The sequence below is a fragment of the Gilliamella sp. Lep-s35 genome, assembly GCF_009795845.1.
Taxonomy (GTDB): Bacteria; Pseudomonadota; Gammaproteobacteria; order Enterobacterales; family Orbaceae; genus Gilliamella.
This window is the reverse complement of record NZ_WTEX01000001.1, coordinates 1-20198: the sequence shown is the minus strand read 5'-3', so window position 1 is coordinate 20198 and position 20198 is coordinate 1. Positions and strand designations below refer to the sequence as shown.

Sequence of the window (20198 nt, the reverse complement as noted above, 5' to 3'; positions counted from 1 at the left end):
TACTTAGCCAATAACTTCAACACCGTTCATATAAGGCAATAAAACTGATGGGACTTTAATTGTGCCATCTGCTTGTTGGTAGTTTTCCATAATGGCGACAAGCGTACGTCCTACAGCTAATCCTGAACCGTTTAAGGTATGGACTAAATAAGTTTTGTTATCTGCTTTATTGCGATAACGAGCTTGCATTCGGCGAGCTTGGAAATCCCACATGTTAGAACAAGACGAGATTTCGCGATAAGTATTTTGCGCAGGCACCCATACTTCAAGATCATAGGTTTTACATGAACCAAAGCCCATATCGCCCGTACAAAGTACAATTTTACGATAAGGAAGTTCAAGTAGCTGTAGTACCTTTTCTGCGTGTGCTGTAAGCTCTTCTAGTGCTTTCATTGATTCTTCTGGTTTAACAATTTGTACCAGTTCAACTTTATCAAACTGATGCATGCGGATTAAGCCTCGAGTATCTTTACCATAAGATCCTGCTTCTGAACGGAAGCATGGAGTGTGGGCTGTCATTTTTAATGGTAATACGCTTTCATCAAGAATCTCGTCACGCACTAGATTAGTTACAGGGACTTCAGCCGTTGGAATTAAAGCATAATTACTGCTTTCTGCTTCTTCGTCTAGCGGCTTGGTGTGGAATAAGTCACCTGCAAACTTAGGTAATTGTCCTGTACCAAATAATGTTGCTTGGTTGACAAGATATGGTACATAAATTTCAGCATAACCGTGTTGTTCGGTATGTAAATCTAACATAAATTGGGTAATAGCACGATGTAAGCGTGCTATTTGTGATTTCATAACCACAAAGCGTGCACCCGTTAGTTTTACGCCAGCTGCAAAATCAAGACCACCAAAACGTTCACCTAATGCAACATGATCTTGGATAGGGAAATCAAATGTTCTTGGTGTGCCAAAGCGAGAAATTTCAACATTGTCATTTTCGTCTTTACCATCAGGAACAGAATCATCAGGCATGTTAGGAATGGTCGAGGCGATATCTTTAATTTTGTTTAGTAAGATATCAAGCTCAGCTTTAGCACTGTTAAGTTTTTCACCAAGCTTATTTACTTCTTCACGAACAGCGGTAATGTCTTCGCCTCGAGCCTTTGCTTCACCAATTGCTTTTGAGCGAGCATTACGTTCCGCTTGTAGGTTTTCGGTTTCAACTTGTAATACTTTACGCTTTTCTTCTAGATGACGAATAGTATCAACATCTAATTTAAATCCACGACGAGCTAATTTTTTAGCAACAAGATCCAATTCATTTCGGAGTAAATTCGGGTCCAACATAAATAGTGTCCATTATTAATTAGGGTATATCTTTCTACTTTATCGTTATTCTAATATAGAACTTATAAATCAAAAAGTAGATTGATTTTAGATATTAAATTTTGTTAGCTTAGTATACTAGAATTATGTCGGGATTCAACCGAAATGGCGCACCCGAAGGGATTCGAACCCCTGACCGCTCGGTTCGAAGCCGAGTGCTCTATCCAGCTGAGCTACGGATGCGTGTAAGTTCGTTAAAAAAAGTGGTGCATCCGAAGGGATTCGAACCCCTGACCGCCCGGTTCGTAGCCGGGTACTCTATCCAGCTGAGCTACGGATGCGTTTTGAAGTTTTAAAATGGTGCATCCGAAGGGATTCGAACCCCTGACCTCCCGGTTCGTAGCCGGGTGCTCTATCCAGCTGAGCTACGGATGCATATTTTAAATTTTTAAAATGGCGGTGAGAGAGGGATTCGAACCCTCGATGCAGCTTTTGACCGCATACTCCCTTAGCAGGGGAGCGCCTTCAGCCTCTCGGCCATCTCACCAATACATAACGACTTCTTGAACAACAAAATCATAATGTGTGGCGCACATATTACTTTTTACAAAAAATAAGTCAAACATTTTTTCGTTTATGTGCGTTAGTTGTTTATTTACTGCCCAATATTACCCTTTAGGCTCGGGGAATTCATCCGTTGAATCTTGTATTTGATGAATTCTGTTATATATCTCTTCTCTGTGAATAGAAACGTCTTTAGGTGCATTAATACCAACTCTGACTTGATTGCCTTTTACGCCTAAGATGGTAATAACTACATCGTCCCCAATTATTAGTGTTTCACCTACTCTCCTAGTTAAAATTAACATGAGCTCTCCTAATATCAGTTAAGTGTATATCCAAACAATTTTAAGATATAGCTTCGTCAGCCTCCATCTATATCTATAAGATAGAAGATGGAATTTTGAGGAAAACTCTAATATTCAATTAACAAATACTTGAGTATATATGGCTAACTTGCTTGTAATTTATTACTGATTTCCTTTTTTACCGAAGATAATGCTTCGGGTAATGCTGAGAGATCCATTCCACCTGCTTGAGCGAAATCAGGCCGCCCACCACCTTTACCACCTATTTTTAATGCCAATTGAGAAACTAGCTCACCAGCTTTAATATTTTTGATTAAATCATTAGTTACACCTGCAGCTAAATTGATTTTTCCATCGTTAACAGCAGCCAAAATAATTACGGCTGTTTTTAACTGATTTTTAAGATCATCAATCATAGTGCGTAATACTTTTGCTTCAATATTGTCAAGTTTAGCAATAAGTACATTAGTATTATTGATTTGTTCACATTGATTAAGCAATTGAGCGCTTTCTTGGCTAGCTTTTTGTGCTTTTAATTGTTCAACTGTTTTTTCAAGCTGCTTGGTTTGATCAGACAGTTGTTCAATACGTGCTAAAACTGCAGATTTATCACTTTTAATGATTTGTCCAATCTGAGTTAATAAATTTGACTCATAGTGTATTAGATCCATTGCATTTTGCCCCGAGGTCGCTTCAATACGGCGTACGCCAGATGCTATGCTTGATTCTGATATTATTTTAAATAAACCAATATCGCCGGTTCTATCTACATGAGTACCACCGCAAAGTTCAATCGAAAAATCGCCCATAGTAAGCACTCTTACTATATCGTCATATTTTTCACCAAATAGTGCCATAGCGCCTTTGTTTTTGGCTTCATCGATCGGCATAAGCTCAATATCAACTGGTAAATTGCGACGAATTTGTCGGTTAACAAGGTTTTCTATTTCAATAATTTGTTCTTGCGTTATGGCTTGGTTATGTGAAAAGTCAAAGCGCAGATAGTTATCATTGACTAAAGACCCTTTTTGATGAACATGATTACCTAAAACGTGTTGTAATGCAGCTTGTAATAAATGTGTAGCTGAATGATTACGACGAATTCGCTCACGTAGCTCAACATCAATTGCCGCTGTAACTGTGTCTCCAACTTTTAAAGAGCCTTTGACGATGTTACCTATATGGCCGATACTTTTTCCATATTTTTGACTATCTAAAACAGTAAATTCAACATTTGCAGCTGTTAATAAGCCTTTATCACCAATTTGACCACCTGATTCACCATAAAATGGTGTTTTATCTAGAATGATAATAGCTTCATCACCAGTATGAATACTGTCAACTTTTTGACCATTTTTAAATATAGCAATAATCTTACCTGAAGCTTCAGTGGCTTGATAACCTAAAAATTCAGTTTCATCATCAAGTTTGATGACGTTGCTATAATCAACACTAAATGAACTTGATTCACGTGCGCGCTTTCGTTGTTCTTCCATGCATCGATTAAAGGCTTCTTCATCGATAGAGATATTTTTTTCGCGACATACATCTGCGGTTAAATCTAGTGGAAAGCCATAGGTGTCATAAAGTTTAAATGCAACATCACCGGGTAATATTTTGCCTGTGATTTTTGTTAACTCTTGATCAAGCAAAAATAATCCACGTTCTAATGTTTTTAGAAATTGCTCTTCTTCTAGTTTAAGTGCGTCTTCAACTTGTTTTTGATTATTGGCTAATTCAACCGCAGCGCTTTCCATCACATCAATTAATGGTTTTACCAGTTTGTAGAAAAATATGCCTTTTGCGCCAAGCATATGTCCATGGCGCACTGCACGTCGAATTATACGTCGTAATACATAGCCTCGGCCTTCGTTTGAAGGTAATACGCCATCTGAAATAAGAAAAGCACAAGAACGGATATGGTCGGCAATAACGCGTAGTGATTTATTTTCTAGATCTTTAGTTTGAATAATCTCTGCTGCATCTTTAATTAATTTTTTAAAAAGATCTATTTCATAATTAGAGTTGACATGTTGCAAAACAGCGGCAATGCGCTCTAACCCCATTCCTGTATCGACTGATGGTTTAGGTAATGGTTCCATTGTGCCGTCAGGATGGCGATTAAATTGCATAAAGACGATGTTCCAAATTTCGATAAATCTATCGCCATCTTCTTCAGCGCTACCAGGAGGCCCACCCCAAAGGTGATCACCATGATCGTAGAAAATTTCGGTACAAGGACCACAAGGACCTGTATCCCCCATTTGCCAAAAGTTATCAGAAGCATATGGCGCACCTTTATTATCACCAATACGAATTATGCGTTCTTTAGGGATACCGATTTCTTTTTCCCAAATTGCATATGCTTCGTTATCGGTTTCATAAACAGTGACAGTTAGTTTATCTTTAGGTAGATTAAACCATTCTTTACTGGTTAATAATTCCCATGCAAAATGAATTGCATCATGCTTAAAATAATCGCCGAAACTGAAGTTCCCTAACATTTCAAAAAAAGTATGATGTCGAGCTGTGTAGCCGACATTGTCTAAATCATTATGTTTACCGCCCGCACGGACACAACGTTGCGATGTTGTGGCTCTAGTGTAAGAACGCTTATCAACACCAAGAAAAACATCTTTAAATTGATTCATTCCTGCATTAGTAAACAATAGAGTTGGGTCATTGTGTGGAACAAGGGAACTACTTGCGACAACTTCATGTCCTTTGTTATGGAAAAAGTCAAGAAAACTTTGACGAATTTCTGCAGTGCTTTTCATTTATGCTTCCATATAAAAACGATAGATTTTTAAATACTGTAATAATACTCGTTACAACTAAAGTTGAAAAGTAAATATTGTTACTATTGAAGCGGATCTAGTTAATATTACAAGTAAAAATAAAAAGAATTAGTAAGTTTTATTTGTAATCATTTTTTTACTTTCTGTACACTATTTTAGATATTATCTTTGTTTAAGTCAATAAATTATGTGCAGTTTTTATATCATCTTGTGTATAACCTCTTGCGATTAAAAACTGAATACCTTTTTGTTTTCTGTCATTATTTTGGGGTTTAATTTGTTTTAGTTTTTTTCGTAATTGAGTATGAGCAAGGTGTCCCCAGTTGATATCAGACATCTGTAATAGTTGTTGACTTAAATCAGTTGGTAAACCACGTTGCTTAAGTTCCATTGCAATTTTATATTTTCCATAACCTTTATTGGCACGCATAACGATATACTTTTCAATGTATTGTTCATCATTGAGCCACTTTTGATTGATGCAATACCTAATAACATCTTGTATTTCAGTTTTTAGTTTAGTTAGTTGATCGTGATAATCTTCGTCTAGAGGTAATTGTTTTTTAGCAAAAAAAAATGTTATTTTTTGCGTTAGTTCATACGAAGAGTGATCGCGCTGTGCAAGCAGTTGCACAGCTTTATTTAGAATTGATTTATTGAGTTTTTTATCCATTATTCAAAACTTTCATCTTCTTGTGAAACGCTTTCTTCATCAGAGGCAAAAACGGCAGGACTATTTAGTAGTAAATCGCGTAGTTTAGTTTCAAGTTCTTTGGCAATTTCAGGGTGTTCTTGTAAAAATTTAATTGAGTTAGCTTTGCCTTGACCAACTTTCTCGCCATTGTAGCTATACCATGCCCCCGCTTTATCTACTAATTTGTTTTTAACACCTAAATCAATTAGTTCGCCTTCTTTTGAAATACCACAACCATAAAGAATTTGGAATTCAGTTTGTCTAAATGGTGCTGCAACTTTGTTTTTAACAACTTTTACCCGAGTATCACTACCAATAATATTTTCACCTTCTTTTACTGAACCAATGCGGCGAATATCAAGCCGAACTGAAGCATAGAATTTTAGTGCATTACCACCAGTTGTTGTTTCTGGGCTACCAAACATAACACCAATTTTCATACGAATTTGGTTAATAAATACAACTAAACAATTTGCATTTTTGATATTCGCAGTTAGTTTACGTAATGCTTGTGACATTAAGCGAGCTTGTAATCCCATATGAGAATCACCCATTTCACCTTCAATTTCAGCTTTTGGCGTTAACGCTGCGACTGAGTCGACAATAATAACATCAACAGCGCCAGAGCGAACTAGTGCATCACAAATTTCAAGTGCTTGTTCGCCTGTATCAGGTTGAGAAACTAATAGCTCACCAACTTGTACACCCAATTTCGCTGCATAAATTGGATCAAGCGCATGTTCAGCATCAATAAATGCACAAGTTTTACCTTCTTTTTGAGCTTGTGCTATTACTGATAAAGTGAGTGTTGTTTTACCTGATGATTCTGGTCCAAAAATTTCAACAATTCGCCCCATTGGTAAGCCACCAATGCCTAATGCAATATCTAGCCCTAAAGAGCCAGTAGATACCGCATCCACATCTAGCGTTTGAGTATCCCCTAAACGCATAATTGAACCTTTACCAAATTGTTTTTCGATTTGACTTAATGCAGCTGAAAGTGCGCGTTGTTTGTTTTCGTTCATATTATAAAATTCCAATGAGTTAGGATGTAGCACATTATACTGTATTGTTATACAGTATCAAGTTTTTTTTATATACGATAATCATTTAGTTAGTTATGCGAATTTTCTCACACTGTTGTATAGCTAATTTATTCACTATAATAACTGAAAATACCACATGGTGATAAAATATTGTTATTCAAGATTAAATTTATTATGTTAATTTTTCGATTATGCCCTTTAAACAAATTTGAATTAATGTTCTTTAATTAAAATTGTTATTTGATATGATATAGCATCTTGAGGAATCTTTGATCAGATTTGTTTCTTATTAGTCGCCATTTCTTCGACTAATTGTTTAAAATAATTTATTAGTTTTTGCGTTTCAATGTTATTCTAGTTTGAATATTTTTATTGATTAAATTGATCGAATAAAGGGAAATAATGACCATTGATAAGCAACATTATGTTTTGTGCTCACATTGTGATTTGGTCGTAGAATTACCTGATATAATGGTAGGGTACAAAGCTATTTGTCCCCGTTGTAATGCAACATTAGTCAAAAATAATAGTGAGATGAAGTTTAGAGCGGCTATGTATGCAGTTTGTTCGTTGATTATGATTGTTGTCGCTTACGGTTTTATCTTTATTGATATTCGTCTTGTCGGTAATTTTATTGGTATTAGTATATTAGACATTCCTAAAACCCTTTTTTTTGATAAATATAGCTATATTTCTGCACTTTTTATCTTATTTGTTTTGCTTTTCCCCATATTAAATTTGTTAATTACTACGATACTTTGTTCTAAATTACCATTAACAAAGTATCGAAAGCGAGATTTGCTTATTGTTTATGAAAAGTTTCAACATTGGTGTATGCCTGAAATATTTCTTGTCGGAATTTTAGTTAGTTTTGTTAAATTAATGAGTTATGGCACTATTGGTGTGACTAGCGCATTTTTTGCATTTTGCTTATTTGTCTTTTTTTATATCAAGTCATTAGTTATTTTTTCACCAGAAATAATTTGGAATGAAATTCACCGTAATAATTTTTCTGCCGATACGTTAAAAGCGGGTAAAACAGGTATAAGTCAAAATTTAAAACTATGTAATTGCTGTCAGGCTATATTACCTGTAAATTATAAAAAATGCCCTCGATGTAAACAAAAAAGTAAAATTAGAAATTGCGATAAAATACAATGGACTATAGCGTTATTGGTAACTTCATTAATTCTTTATATTCCCGCTAATTTATTTGGTATTATGATAACCGTTGTTTTTGGATCTCCATCAACTTCAACCATTATCGATGGCGTCATTTATATGTGGCAATCAGGTGATGTACCTGTTGCGCTTGTTATTTTTATTGCAAGTGTTGTAATTCCAATTTTAAAAATCATTTCACTGAGTTGGCTTTGCTATTTTGCACTCGCAGTAAAACAAAAAAATAAGCGTAATTGCTTAAAAATGAAAAAATTATATACTGCTGTTGAATTTATAGGTAAATGGTCAATGATAGATATATTTGTGGTTTCAGTTATTTGTTCTTTAGTTAGAAATCAACAAATGATGGGGGTTTACCCTGATATTGGTGTTACATTTTTTGCAAGTGTCGTTATTATCACAATGATTGCATCACAAAAATTTGATCCTCGTTTAATTTGGGATCGTCCGCAAAATAAAAAAATAGGTCAATAGAAACAATATGGCAACATCAAGTAAATTAGCAAAGATAACTAAAATTAGAGCTATTTCCGCAATATGGATTATTCCCATTGTGACTGCAATTGTTGGTCTTTGGATAATCTACTCTCATTTTGCCGATAGGGGAACCTCTTTCACTTTGCTTGCAAAAGATGCAAGTGGCATCGTTGCAGGAAAAACCACCATTAAAAACCGTAGTGTTGATGTGGGTATCGTTGATGAAGTGACTTTATCTGATGATTACAAGCAAGTGGTAATCAAAGGTCGTATTTACAATGATATGGATCCACTACTGAAAAATGATTCAATTTTTTGGGTTGTTAAGCCTGAAATTGGACGAGATGGTGTGACAGGATTAGGAACTATTTTATCAGGCGTTTATATAGAATTAGTTGCCGGAAACGATACGCACAGTTTCCAAAACAAACCTTTTATGCTTTCTGATACTCCACCATTGTCAGATCCAAGTATTAAAGGGATCCGTTTAAATTTAGAAAGTGAACAAAATGGTGTGATCCCAAGAGGCGCTTCTGTTATGTTTCATGGCTATCGTGTTGGTAATGTTGAAACTTCAGAATTTGATGTTCAAGCACGTAAAATGAGATATCAAGTTTTTATTACTAAACCTTATGATGTACTGGTAACTCAAAATGTACGCTTTTGGAAAGAAGGCGGAGTTAATTTAACACTTTCTCCTCAAGGAGCCAATTTAGATGTTCCTTCCTTAGATGTCTTAATGTCAGGTGGGATTAGTTTTGATTTGCCTGAAGGGTCTAAATTAGGAGCGCTAGCAGAACAAAATGCAGTTTATAAATTATATGAAGATAAAAAATCCATTAAAGATTCTCAATATACTGAATATAAAGAATTCCTTGTTATGCTTTCTGACTCCATATCGGGATTATCAGAAGGCGTACCTGTTGAATATCATGGTATTAGGTTAGGAACAGTATCTAAAGTGCCATTTTATACTGCAGAGATGTTAGAAAAATCCTCAATTTTAAATAAAAAAGTACCAATATTAATTAGGATTGAGCCAGAACGTTTATCTGAATTAGTTGATGAAAAAGTCGATATTGCTGAATTAATTATGAAAGAGCAAGAAAATGGCTTAAGAGCTTCGTTAAAGACCTCAAACATGTTCACTGGCGCAATGTATATAGATCTTGATTTTTATCCTGATTTAAAAAATAAATATGACCCTAAAATGGCAAAGCAGTTTGGTTATGATACCATTGAGGCAACTTCAACAGGAATTGCACAAATTCAATCCAAAGTTATGCAGTTATTAGATAATTTTAATAACTTACCTCTTAATAACACGGTGTCACAACTTAATCAATCACTTGCATCAAGCCAACGCTTAATGAATTCATTAAATCGAGTTATGGCAAGTAAAGAGATGCAAAATATGCCAAAAGATTTACAAAAGACATTACGCTCATTAAATAAAACATTAAAAGGATTACAACCGGGTTCTGAACTAAACAATCAAATGAAAGAAAGTTTACAAAAAGCTCAACAAATGATGGACGAATTAACGCCATTACTTAACACGCTTAACGATAAGAGTAATGCACTGATATTTTCTGCTCCGTCAAAGAAAGATCAAGAGCCTCAAGCAAAAGGTAAAAAATAATGAACAGAATATATAAAAATTTGCTCATAGTTGTATTTGTACCATTACTTGCTATATTAGCCAGTTGTTCAACTAGCATGTCAAGTAAAAGCTATTTTCAACTAACCAGTAATTTACCGAGCCCTGCATCGCAAAAAATAAAAACAACTAATCGTTTTATTTGGATAGAATCGGTGGATATGGCAAGTTTTTTAAACAAGCCAGGGATAGTATTACAAACAGACAATATCACATATGAAACGGCAACTCAAAATTTATGGGCTTCAACACTATCACAGCAACTTCAAGAGAGGTTATCGCAAGATTTAACCGTTTTATTGCCTAATTATTTAGTATCGAGCCAGTCAATTACAACACCGACATTAACAGTAAAATTATTTATTGACGGCTTTCATGGCAGTTATACTGGCGATGCGATCATTAAAGGGCGATGGGTGATTAGTGACAGTAAAAATAATATTGAAACAAAACCATTTGAGCGCCATGTTCCTTTAGAATCCAATGGATATAGTGCTTTAGTTAAAGCACTATCAAAAGCTTGGCAAGATGAAGAACTAGACTTTGCTAGTTCAATAAAACATTAAGTTATAATCACACTCCATCAGAATTTTGACGGAGTATTTAAATCAATGATTTTAATTGCAATTTGAATTGACTAAAAACCTCATCATCAATCGTAATCCATTTGCGAACACTATTGATAAATGCGATTTTATTAGCTTTTAAAAGATCATCTTTTAAAAGTGTTTTTTCTAACAATTGATTATGATCTAAATAAAATTGCCGCATGGTGCCAGCTAGTAATCCTGATTCTTTTTTAGGGGTAATCCATTGATCATTAATCAGCAATGCCAGATTACCGTTAACAAATTCAGTGATTTCATTGTATTGATTAAAATTAATATACTCTTTTCCTGTAGCTAAATCAGGAAAGTGTTCACGATTTGACGTTTTATGATACAAATAGACATTTTGGTTATGAACACACTGTTTTGCAAATGCGATTTCATTGATCTCCATTGGCGAGTTAATGATATTCTCGCTAATAGTATATAGCCCATTTTTTTGCAGTAACACTCTGACTTTATAAATATTCGAAATATTTTCAGTGGTTGCAATCGCTAACTTAATAAGGTGCAACTTAATCGCATTAATATCACATCTAAAATCGAAATAATCAGCTGATTGAGAAAGTCTGCTTAAATGTTCTTCCAATAAGAAAAATTGTCCTTTTTCAAGCAATAATGATTCAATGATATATTTGGGAGAAGAAGTGGTACGAGTTAAAATTGCTGTTTTAGCTAAAATCTCATTATATTCATCTTGTGAGGTTGAATCCCAAGTGATCCCTCCGCCAACACCATAATGCATTTGTTGATTGTGTATGGTTAAAGTCCGAATTGGGATATTGAATATAGCTTTGTTCATATATGGTTCAATATAACCAATTGTTCCACAGTAAACACCTCGAGGTGAGTTTTCAATATCGGCAATAATTTGCATGGTACTGGTTTTAGGCGCTCCAGTTATTGATCCACAAGGAAATAGTGCTTGAAAAATATGATATAAATTAACATGTTCTTTCAATTCACCTTGAATCATAGAAGTCAATTGCCAAACGGTTGGATATTTTTCGGCTGAAAATAATTTAGGAACTGTAACTGATCCTGCCTTTGCAACCCGACTTAAATCATTACGTAATAAATCAACAATCATCATATTTTCAGCTTGGTTTTTTTCAGAAAATAAAAATTCTAATTGTTGCTTATCTTGTTGATTAGTTAAACCACGGGCAGTAGTTCCTTTCATTGGTTTTGTGGTAATAATTTTATTTTCTAACTTAAAAAATAATTCTGGCGAAATTGATAAAATACAATAGTCGTCAAACTCAATATAAGCGCAATAGTCGGCTTGATTGTTCTTTTGTAGAAAATAGTAATAATCAATAGCGCTGTCATTGAATGGCGCAGTAAATTGAATTGTATAGTTGGTTTGATAAGTATTGCCTGATTCAATTTGCGAGCGAATAAAATCAATCTTTTTATTATATTCGTCTCTTGATGTATCGCTTATCAAATCAAAAGTTGGTGGAGTGTAATCACTTATTTCTACATGTTTTTGCTCAATGATAGAAAATTTATCAAAAATACCAAATATCAATAGCGGCAAATCATAATTCTGTTTTGTTTTATGTTCACTATTGAATCCCATTGCGCTTTCATAAGCGAGATATCCAACTGCATAATAGCCTTGTTGTGTGAATTTTTCGATTTCATCCAATTGTTGTTTAATTAAAGAATAATCATTTGTAGCAAAAACTTTTATTGGATTGCAAAAATATTTATGTTGACCTTCAAAATCAATATGAATTTTCATTTTAGTATTGCTCATGGACAAAATTATCAATCATTTGTAAACCAAATTCGGTTTTAATTGCTTCTGGATGGAATTGGACGGACTCTATGGGTAACATTTTATGGCGTAATCCCATAATCAATCCTTGATGGTTTCTTGCTGTTACAATTAGTTGTGACTCTTTTGATAAAAGCTTATCACAAGCAATTAATGAATGATAACGAACGACTGAAAGCGGGCTTTTGATTCCTTTAAACACGCCTTGACCATCATGCATTATTTCATCGACTTTTCCATGCATAGGTGTTGGTGCTTTAATAATCTTATACCCATAATATTGAGCAATCGCTTGATGGCCTAAACAAACTCCCAATATTGGGCAAATATGACTAAATTCGGCAATCGCAGCAAGTGATATTCCGGCATTGATTGGGGAGCTAGGCCCCGGCGAAATGATAATCTTAGAAAAGCTAAGCTCTTTTATTTGTTCAATTGTCATTTCGTCATTTTTAATCACTTTAACTTCTGCGCCAACTTGACACAAATAATCGTGAATATTGAAAGTAAAAGAATCATAATTATCTATTAATAATATCAAAATAGAGTCCATTAATTACATAGCGTATTGTTTTTAAAACATTGGCATTTATAACAGCCAAATTCCAGTTATATCCAGAGTTATTATACCGTTAATACAGTTAAAAACAGATATGATTGCCAGTTTGCTATCTTTTTATTTCCTTTTTTTATACTAAAACGCCGAGTTTCCTGAAACTTTTTGACAAAAATTCTCTTTTTCTGTGATAAATCTCACAAAAATATACAACTCTACTTGTATGGTAGTATTTACGTGTTATTTTGATAACACCCAATTCCACAAAAGAGGTATTGAATGAAAATTGTAAAAGCTGAAGTTTTTGTATGTAGTCCAGGAAGAAACTTTGTCACATTAAAAATTACTACCGATGAAGGGGTATACGGTTTAGGAGATGCAACACTCAATGGCCGTGAATTAGCTGTAGCATCCTATCTTAAAGATCATCTTTGCCCACAACTTATAGGGCGAGATCCCCATCAAATTGAAGATATCTTTCAATATTTCTATAAAGGTGCATATTGGCGCCGTGGTCCTGTCACCATGTCGGCTATTTCAGCAATTGATATGGCACTTTGGGACATTAAAGGTAAGTTAGCCAACATGCCATTATACCAACTACTCGGAGGTGCATCACGAACAGGGGTCATGGTGTATTGTCATACGACTGGTTCAAGTATTGATGAAGCATTAGATGATTACGCTAAACATAAGGAAATGGGGTTTAAAGCAATTCGCGTACAATGTGGTATCCCTGGAATGAAGACAACCTATGGTCAAAGTAAAGGTAAAAACTTTGCTTATGAACCAGCAACAAGAGGGAATTATCCTGAAGAACAATATTGGGCAACCGAGAAGTATCTTGATTTTATGCCTAAATTGTTTGATGCAGTACGAAGTAAATTTGGTTTTAATGAGCATTTACTGCATGACATGCATCATCGCCTAACGCCTATCGAAGCAGCTCGTTTTGGAAAAAGCATAGAAGATTACCGTCTATTTTGGATGGAAGATCCAACACCGGCTGAAAATCAAGAATGTTTCCGTTTAATTCGTCAACATACTGTCACACCAATTGCAGTTGGTGAAGTATTCAATAGCATTTGGGATTGCAAACAACTGATCCAAGAGCAATTAATTGATTATATAAGAACCACCATTACTCATGCAGGCGGTATTACCCATATGCGTCGTATTGCTGATTTCGCTGCGCTTTATCAAGTAAGAACAGGATCGCACGGACCCTCTGATTTATCCCCAATCTGCCATGCTGCAGCACTACATTTTGATATGTGGGTACCTAATTTTGGCGTGCAAGAATTTATGGGGTATTCAGAGCAAATGCTAGAAGTTTTTTCACCAAATTGGACTTTTAATGATGGTTATATGCACCCAAGCGACAAACCAGGATTAGGTATCGATTTTGACGAAAAACTTGCCGAAAAATATCCATACAAACCAGCTTACTTACCGATTGCTCGTTTAGAAGATGGCACGTTGTGGAATTGGTAAATTATAGGAGGTTATATGAAAAGTATTGTAATAAAGCAACCTAATGAATTGGTAATTGAGGAACGAGAAGTTCCTCAGCCTGCAAATGGAGAAGTAAGAGTAAAAGTAAAATTAGCAGGTATTTGTGGTTCAGATAGCCATATATACCGCGGACATAACCCATTTGTTAAATATCCACGAGTTATTGGACATGAATTTTTTGGTGTGATTGATGCAGTTGGGCAGGGGGTTGATCAATCAAGAATTGGCGAACGTGTTTCTGTTGATCCAGTAATTAGTTGTGGACATTGCTATCCTTGTTCTATTGGTCGCCCTAATGTCTGTACATCTCTTACTGTATTAGGTGTTCATCGTGATGGGGGATTTAGTCAGTACGCGGTAGTTCCAAGTAAAAATGCTTATGTTATTCCAGATGAAATTAGTGATGAGTTTGCTGTGATGATTGAACCATTTACTATTGCAGCAAATGCAACCAATCATTTAAAACCAACTGAAAATGATATTGCATTAATTTATGGTGCCGGCCCAATGGGACTAACGTCAGTACAAGCGTTAAAAGGAGTTTATAACGTTAAAGAGGTCATTGTTGTTGACAGGATTGAAGAACGTTTAGATATGGCAAAAATTAGTGGTGCTGACAGAGTAATAAACAATACCTCTTTATCTTTAAAAGATGAGCTAGATAAGCTTAGTATTAAACCGACAATTATTATAGATGCAGCCTGTCATCCCTCCATTTTGCAAGAAGCAATTAGTATTGCATCACCAGCGGCAAGGATCTTGATTATGGGATTCTCAGGTGATGCCTGTCAGATAACTCAGCAAGGCATTACAAGTAAAGAATTATCTATTTTTTCATCTCGATTAAATGCAAATAAATTCCCTGTAGTTATTGATTGGTTAACAAAAAAATTAGTTGATCCTAAAAAACTCATTACTCATCAATTTGATTATTCGAAAATTGTTCAAGCAATTGAAACTTTCGAAAAAGATCAAAAACAGTGTTGCAAAGTTTTACTAACTTTTAGTTAGTGTTTGCTCTCTCTAGTCGTAGGTATTTTATATATAAAATAAAAAGGGAGTAACATCATGAATAATATAGGAAATAGAAAATGTGAAAGAAATACATCGGATTTGGTTAAAGCAGCTATTTCAGGATGGCTTGGAACAGCATTAGAATTTATGGATTTTCAGTTATATTCCTTAGGTGCAGCACTAGTATTTCGTGAAATATTTTTTCCCGAACAATCGGCAATTATGGCACTAATCTTAGCTATGGGAACCTATGGGGCAGGATACATTGCCCGAATTGTTGGTGCTTTTATCTTTGGACGAATGGGCGATGCAATAGGTAGAAAGAAAGTATTATTTATTACAATTACTATGATGGGTATTTGTACAACACTAATTGGTGTATTACCAACTTATGCTCAAGTAGGTATTTTAGCTCCTTTAATGTTGGTTGTTTTACGTATAGTACAAGGATTGGGCGCTGGTGCCGAAATTTCAGGGGCAGGCACTATGCTTGCAGAATATGCTCCAACAGGAAAAAGAGGAATCATTTCTTCATTAGTTGCAATGGGCACTAATTGCGGTACATTGAGTGCTACCGCGATTTGGGCAGTTATGTTTTTTTTGTTAGATAAACAACAGCTAATTGCATGGGGATGGAGAGTCCCTTTTCTTGTAAGTGCGATCGTTATGATCTTTGCCATATGGCTTAGAACGAACTTAAAAGAAAGCCCTGTATTTGACGGTGTTAATGATGTAAATACCCAACCAATTAGTAATAAACAACCAATCAAACACATTTCATTAGTTGAAATGATAAAAAGTAAATCATTTTGGCTAGCAACTGGTTTACGTTTTGGACAGGCAGGAAATTCAGGATTAATTCAAACTTTTTTAGCAGGTTACTTAGTGCAGGCCTTATTATTCGAAAAAGGTATACCGACAGATGCTTTAATGATTAGTTCGATTGTAGGATTTGTCACTATTCCTTTTTTAGGATGGTTATCGGATAAAATTGGGCGACGAATTCCATATATTATTTTGACTGTTTCTTCAATTATTCTTGCTTATCCAATGCTATCTATTGTTGTTGATAAAAGTCATTCAGTTAGCACTATAATGTTATGTTTGATTATTATTCATAATATTGCCGTACTAGGGCTATTTGCACTAGAAAATATTACAATGGCTGAAATGTTTGGTGCTCGTAATCGCTTTACTCAAATGGCGATATCTAAAGAAGCCGGAGGTCTTATTGCGGTCGGGTTTGGTCCTTTATTAGCCGGAATTTTCTGTAATATTGTCAACGATTGGTGGCCAATTGTTGTTATGATCATTGTTTATTCTTGTATTGGTTTGATATCAGCGATTTTTATGCCGGAAGTTAAAGACCGTGATTTATCTGATTTAAATGATGCCGCATTATAATTTAAGGTTTTGAAGGAAAAATAATGAAACTATCAACTAAAACTTTATCACAACTACCTAAAGAGGTAGTTGTACCAAACTATGATAGAAATAAGCTTAAAACTAAAATTGTCCATCTTGGTTTTGGTGCCTTTCATCGTGCTCATCAGGCAGTTTTTACTGATATTTTAGCGGCTAAATATGGTAGTGATTGGGGATATTGTGAAGTCAATTTAATCGGCGGTGAAAAGCAAATTGAGGATTTAAAACAGCAAGATTGCTTATTTAGTGTTTGTGAAATGGCTTATGACAATTGGTCAACTCGAGTTGTTGGTGTCGCCAAAGAGGCATTACATGCCGATATAGATGGTATTGCCAAAATACTCGAAGTTATCACGCGCCCTGAAATTGCTATTGTGTCAATCACTGTTACCGAAAAAGGTTATTGCTATTTACCTGCAACGGCATCAATTGATACCAATAATACACTAATTAAACACGATATTGAAAATCCTACTAAACCAAAAACTGTCCCTGGTGTGATTGTTGAAGCATTATACTTACGTAAAGAAAAGGGGTTAAAACCGTTTACAGTTATGTCTTGTGATAATATGCCAGAAAACGGTCATGTAACGCGGAATGTCGTTTTGGCGTTAGCCAAACTGCGCGATCCAAATTTGGCTAATTGGATAGAACAAAATGTAACGTTTCCTTCAACAATGGTTGATCGAATTGTACCTGCTGTAACGCCTGAAACGATGGAAAAAATTCAAAAGCAACTCGGCGGTATCGAAGACCCTGCCGGTGTTGCCGGCGAACCTTTTAAGCAATGGGTTATTGAAGACAATTTTGTTAATGGCCGGCCTGATTGGCAAAAAGTTGGCGCTGAACTTGTTAGTGATGTCTTACCTTATGAAGAGATGAAGCTACGTATGTTAAATGGTAGCCACTCATTTCTAGCTTATTTAGGTTATTTAGCAGGATATTTACATATAGATGAATGCATGCAAGATCCTTTTTATGTTAAAGCTGCAAGGCATTTGATGATAAATGAACAAGCAAGCACATTACGAGTGAAAGGCGTTGATTTACAGGCTTATGCTGATTCGTTGCTTGATCGTTATCGTAATACAGGTTTAAAACATCGTACTTGGCAAATAGCCATGGATGGCACCTTAAAATTACCTCAACGTATGCTTGATTCAGTCCGTTTTCATTTAGCAAAAAACACACCATTTGATTGCTTAGCTTTAGGTATTGCTGCTTGGATGCGCTATGTAAGTGGCACTGATGATGCCGGTAAGGCAATTGAAATAAGTGATCCAATGGTTGATAAGTTAAAAGAATTAGTAGCAAATAGCCAAGATAATCAAGAACGGGTAAAATCGTTATTGTCATTATCACATGTATTTGGCGATGATCTACCTAACAATCAATATTTTGTTGAGCAAGTGACTAAAGCTTATTTATCTTTGCGAGATATTGGTGCTAAACAGTCAGTAAAACAGTTAGAAAAATTTTTTTAAAGCATTACTAACAAAACTCACATAATTAATAACAGTAAAGTGTAATTGCCTGCAATGGCGTTACACTTTTTATTTGACTTCAATTTAGTACAAATAACCTTTCTATATTTATCTCATTGAAATAGCAACACATTTCAAACAAAAAAATTAAGGGGTAAGTGTTTTTTAAATTCAACGGAAGGCAAGTAGCCTAACGAAGAATGTAATTGTTTATGATTGTACCAATAGGCATAAGCCGAAAAAGCGCGTTGTAACTCAGTCGTTGAGTTTAAGCGATTAAGTCTTATTCTTTTTGTTGATGTGGCAACCTCATATTATACAAATAAGTCAAATCCTATTAATAATACATTTTCAACAATCGCGCAAAATGATATTCACACACAAATTAATTCATTAGTAGCACCAAATGAAGATAAAACAAAGATTCGTCTTGACGCTCAAAATTTACTTGATTGTGCGCATGAAGTTTGTGAAAAACACCTTTACCATGATGATATAAAACAAGATTTCATTAACAATGTTGATGGTTTCGCCACGCGCATTGTAAATCAAGTGGAAAGCGGAGCGATGAGTTATGAACAAGGCTCAGAAGCGATAAAATCTGAAGAAAAGAGTTTATTGGATCAAAGCATTCACTGGGTAGGTCGGGGACTAAGTGTTTTAGGTGGTTTTGGCTTGATGAGGATGGGGGTTGCAATGTGCTCAACTGGTGGGGGGTGTATACTTGGCTCATATGTAGTAGCGCATGGAGTTAATAGTATTCAAGAAGGGATAACCGATGAAGATGGCTTTTTAAAATCAGTGTATCAAAATGCGGCTGAAAGATTGGGAATGTCTAAAGAGGCAGGTTCTTTGGCTTATGATTTAGTTGATATTGGTATATCCGCACATGGTAAACTTAAATTAGTTCCTAAAATTGATGAAAGTTTTGCAATTAATCAATACAATCGTGCTAATCCAGCTAAATTCAAATTATTTTATTATGGTAGAAAGGATTTGATACAAGCATATAAACAGATGAATAAATGGTTGTTAAGTTATGAAATAGTAAGTGATGCTATATCATTATATGAAATTTATCAAGAGGCTAAAAATATATTAGTTAAAGATAATGAAAGTAGTGAGACAAATCTATATATTTCAAACCCGGAACAGATTGATAATATAGAGAAAATTGTAGATAGTTGTGCAATAGTAATACGTGTTACAGGTCGAGAATCTGATGCTGATGACCAACCTAATTATTCATTGTGCACGCGCTTAGATGGTACTATATATCGGCAATATTTTGATGGCCATATTGAAGAAGGTTCTATTGAATAACAGGAATAACACAGATGATTATATTGATTTACATTGCGTATTACTTTTTCTCTATTTTGCCTATTATGATTTCTTATCGTTTTAGAAAATACACAATATTTGATTATCAATATAATAAAAAGTTGAAATGGCAAAGGCGCATCATGTTGGTTTTTAATTATGTTGCTTTAGCTGTTCAAGTTATAATTGAAGGTGAACTTAAACGTATCGTTCCTTCTAATCCAGATTATGGTCCTATTGCATTATCAGCATTTATATTTCTAATTGTTTATACTATTTTTCCAATATCCTGGTTAGAAAGCCCAAAAGAGTATTTAACAAAGAAAAAGAAAAAATGGAAATAATAATGGATTTAGTAAAGTTAGCTTTCCACTATTAACCACTAGAGAAATAACACAGATTGTAAATACCCCATTTTTAGCACAAAACTCACGTAGAAAATCACGCTGCCTGTTTTTGTGTTTTAAATTCAATCGGCGTCATATT

17 protein-coding genes and 4 tRNA genes are annotated in these 20198 nt (G+C 34.8%); 9 read left to right on the top strand and 12 right to left on the bottom strand.

Going from position 1 to position 20198, the window contains the following annotated elements; genetic code table 11:
• Positions 1-3 precede the first annotated feature (3 nt).
• The 9 genes from serS to recA all read right to left on the bottom strand — a co-directional run bounded on the left by serS (position 4) and on the right by recA (position 6661).
• Entirely contained in the window at positions 4-1296 is a 1293-nt protein-coding gene (gene serS, locus GQ590_RS00100) for a serine--tRNA ligase (RefSeq protein ID WP_160405812.1), read from the bottom strand.
• A gap of 145 nt (positions 1297-1441) precedes the next feature.
• Positions 1442-1518 (bottom strand) — tRNA-Arg (locus GQ590_RS00095).
• A gap of 21 nt (positions 1519-1539) precedes the next feature.
• Positions 1540-1616, bottom strand: a tRNA-Arg gene (locus tag GQ590_RS00090).
• A 17-nt stretch (positions 1617-1633) separates the two neighbouring features.
• A tRNA-Arg gene (locus tag GQ590_RS00085) sits at positions 1634-1710 on the bottom strand.
• A 19-nt stretch (positions 1711-1729) separates the two neighbouring features.
• A tRNA-Ser gene (locus tag GQ590_RS00080) sits at positions 1730-1822 on the bottom strand.
• A 121-nt stretch (positions 1823-1943) separates the two neighbouring features.
• The gene (csrA, locus tag GQ590_RS00075) at positions 1944-2144 is read right to left on the bottom strand and encodes a carbon storage regulator CsrA (RefSeq protein ID WP_065635930.1); all 201 of its coding nucleotides are present in this window, start codon (positions 2142-2144) and stop codon (positions 1944-1946) included.
• Between the two features lie 143 nt (positions 2145-2287).
• Positions 2288-4921: an alanine--tRNA ligase gene (gene alaS, locus GQ590_RS00070; protein WP_160405811.1), complete on the bottom strand. Its 2634-nt coding sequence runs from the start codon at positions 4919-4921 to the stop codon at positions 2288-2290.
• 193 nt (positions 4922-5114) lie between these two features.
• On the bottom strand, positions 5115-5615 hold the full coding sequence (locus GQ590_RS00065) for a regulatory protein RecX (protein WP_160405810.1): 501 nt from the start codon (positions 5613-5615) through the stop codon (positions 5115-5117).
• Positions 5615-6661, bottom strand: coding sequence for a recombinase RecA (recA, locus tag GQ590_RS00060; RefSeq protein ID WP_160405809.1), 1047 nt, complete (start codon positions 6659-6661; stop codon positions 5615-5617). The genes GQ590_RS00065 and recA overlap by 1 nt, the downstream gene beginning before the upstream one ends.
• A gap of 423 nt (positions 6662-7084) precedes the next feature.
• Between recA and GQ590_RS00055 the strand changes: the two genes are divergently transcribed.
• From GQ590_RS00055 to GQ590_RS00045, 3 genes are read left to right on the top strand one after another with little or no spacing between them, the layout of a single operon-like run.
• A complete protein-coding gene (locus tag GQ590_RS00055) occupies positions 7085-8338 on the top strand; it encodes a PqiA/YebS family transporter subunit (RefSeq protein WP_160405808.1) in 1254 nt (417 codons plus the stop codon).
• A 7-nt stretch (positions 8339-8345) separates the two neighbouring features.
• A complete protein-coding gene (gene pqiB, locus GQ590_RS00050) occupies positions 8346-9983 on the top strand; it encodes an intermembrane transport protein PqiB (protein WP_160405807.1) in 1638 nt (545 codons plus the stop codon).
• Positions 9983-10567, top strand: a complete 585-nt coding sequence (locus tag GQ590_RS00045) for a membrane integrity-associated transporter subunit PqiC (RefSeq protein ID WP_160405806.1) — start codon at positions 9983-9985, stop codon at positions 10565-10567. Before pqiB ends, GQ590_RS00045 begins: the two co-directional genes overlap by 1 nt.
• Before the next feature lie 37 nt (positions 10568-10604).
• Here GQ590_RS00045 and pabB read toward each other — a convergent pair whose 3' ends face one another.
• Both pabB and GQ590_RS00035 read right to left on the bottom strand, forming a co-directional pair.
• Positions 10605-12359, bottom strand: coding sequence for an aminodeoxychorismate synthase component I (pabB, locus tag GQ590_RS00040; RefSeq protein WP_160405805.1), 1755 nt, complete (start codon positions 12357-12359; stop codon positions 10605-10607).
• A gap of 1 nt (position 12360) precedes the next feature.
• Positions 12361-12936, bottom strand: a complete 576-nt coding sequence (locus GQ590_RS00035; RefSeq protein WP_160405804.1) for an aminodeoxychorismate/anthranilate synthase component II — start codon at positions 12934-12936, stop codon at positions 12361-12363.
• Between the two features lie 294 nt (positions 12937-13230).
• Here GQ590_RS00035 and manD point away from each other — a divergent pair, with 294 nt between their 5' ends.
• From manD to GQ590_RS00015, 4 genes are read left to right on the top strand one after another with little or no spacing between them, the layout of a single operon-like run.
• Positions 13231-14445, top strand: a complete 1215-nt coding sequence (manD, locus tag GQ590_RS00030; RefSeq protein WP_160405803.1) for a D-mannonate dehydratase ManD — start codon at positions 13231-13233, stop codon at positions 14443-14445.
• A gap of 15 nt (positions 14446-14460) precedes the next feature.
• Entirely contained in the window at positions 14461-15477 is a 1017-nt protein-coding gene (locus GQ590_RS00025; RefSeq protein ID WP_160405802.1) for a Zn-dependent oxidoreductase, read from the top strand.
• 57 nt (positions 15478-15534) lie between these two features.
• Entirely contained in the window at positions 15535-16884 is a 1350-nt protein-coding gene (locus GQ590_RS00020) for an MFS transporter (protein WP_160405801.1), read from the top strand.
• 23 nt (positions 16885-16907) lie between these two features.
• A complete protein-coding gene (locus GQ590_RS00015) occupies positions 16908-18389 on the top strand; it encodes a mannitol dehydrogenase family protein (RefSeq protein ID WP_160405800.1) in 1482 nt (493 codons plus the stop codon).
• A 134-nt stretch (positions 18390-18523) separates the two neighbouring features.
• On the opposite strand, the gene GQ590_RS12790 is transcribed toward GQ590_RS00015, so the two are convergent.
• Positions 18524-18676, bottom strand: a complete 153-nt coding sequence (locus GQ590_RS12790; RefSeq protein WP_368669140.1) for an IS3 family transposase — start codon at positions 18674-18676, stop codon at positions 18524-18526.
• A gap of 13 nt (positions 18677-18689) precedes the next feature.
• On the opposite strand from GQ590_RS12790, the gene GQ590_RS12420 reads away from it, so the two are divergent.
• Together GQ590_RS12420 and GQ590_RS00005 are read left to right on the top strand one after the other, a co-directional pair.
• Positions 18690-19712 carry a DUF4225 domain-containing protein gene (locus GQ590_RS12420; protein WP_160405799.1) on the top strand — a complete coding sequence of 341 codons (1023 nt, stop codon included), beginning with the start codon at positions 18690-18692 and terminating at the stop codon, positions 19710-19712.
• A 14-nt stretch (positions 19713-19726) separates the two neighbouring features.
• Positions 19727-20056 carry a hypothetical protein gene (locus tag GQ590_RS00005; RefSeq protein WP_160405798.1) on the top strand — a complete coding sequence of 110 codons (330 nt, stop codon included), beginning with the start codon at positions 19727-19729 and terminating at the stop codon, positions 20054-20056.
• Positions 20057-20198 lie beyond the last annotated feature (142 nt).

Bases quoted from the DNA above. Each gene is read 5' to 3' on its own strand.
- GQ590_RS00045 (WP_160405806.1), top strand. From the start codon at position 9,983: ATGAACAGAATATATAAAAATTTGCTCATAGTTGTATTTGTACCATTA.
- serS (WP_160405812.1), bottom strand. From the start codon at position 1,296: ATGTTGGACCCGAATTTACTCCGAAATGAATTGGATCTTGTTGCTAAA.
- csrA (WP_065635930.1), bottom strand. From the start codon at position 2,144: ATGTTAATTTTAACTAGGAGAGTAGGTGAAACACTAATAATTGGGGAC.
- GQ590_RS00065 (WP_160405810.1), bottom strand. From the start codon at position 5,615: ATGGATAAAAAACTCAATAAATCAATTCTAAATAAAGCTGTGCAACTG.
- manD (WP_160405803.1), top strand. From the start codon at position 13,231: ATGAAAATTGTAAAAGCTGAAGTTTTTGTATGTAGTCCAGGAAGAAAC.
- pqiB (WP_160405807.1), top strand. From the start codon at position 8,346: ATGGCAACATCAAGTAAATTAGCAAAGATAACTAAAATTAGAGCTATT.
- recA (WP_160405809.1), bottom strand. From the start codon at position 6,661: ATGAACGAAAACAAACAACGCGCACTTTCAGCTGCATTAAGTCAAATC.
- GQ590_RS00025 (WP_160405802.1), top strand. From the start codon at position 14,461: ATGAAAAGTATTGTAATAAAGCAACCTAATGAATTGGTAATTGAGGAA.
- GQ590_RS00015 (WP_160405800.1), top strand. From the start codon at position 16,908: ATGAAACTATCAACTAAAACTTTATCACAACTACCTAAAGAGGTAGTT.
- alaS (WP_160405811.1), bottom strand. From the start codon at position 4,921: ATGAAAAGCACTGCAGAAATTCGTCAAAGTTTTCTTGACTTTTTCCAT.
- GQ590_RS00055 (WP_160405808.1), top strand. From the start codon at position 7,085: ATGACCATTGATAAGCAACATTATGTTTTGTGCTCACATTGTGATTTG.
- GQ590_RS00020 (WP_160405801.1), top strand. From the start codon at position 15,535: ATGAATAATATAGGAAATAGAAAATGTGAAAGAAATACATCGGATTTG.
- pabB (WP_160405805.1), bottom strand. From the start codon at position 12,359: ATGAAAATTCATATTGATTTTGAAGGTCAACATAAATATTTTTGCAAT.
- GQ590_RS00005 (WP_160405798.1), top strand. From the start codon at position 19,727: ATGATTATATTGATTTACATTGCGTATTACTTTTTCTCTATTTTGCCT.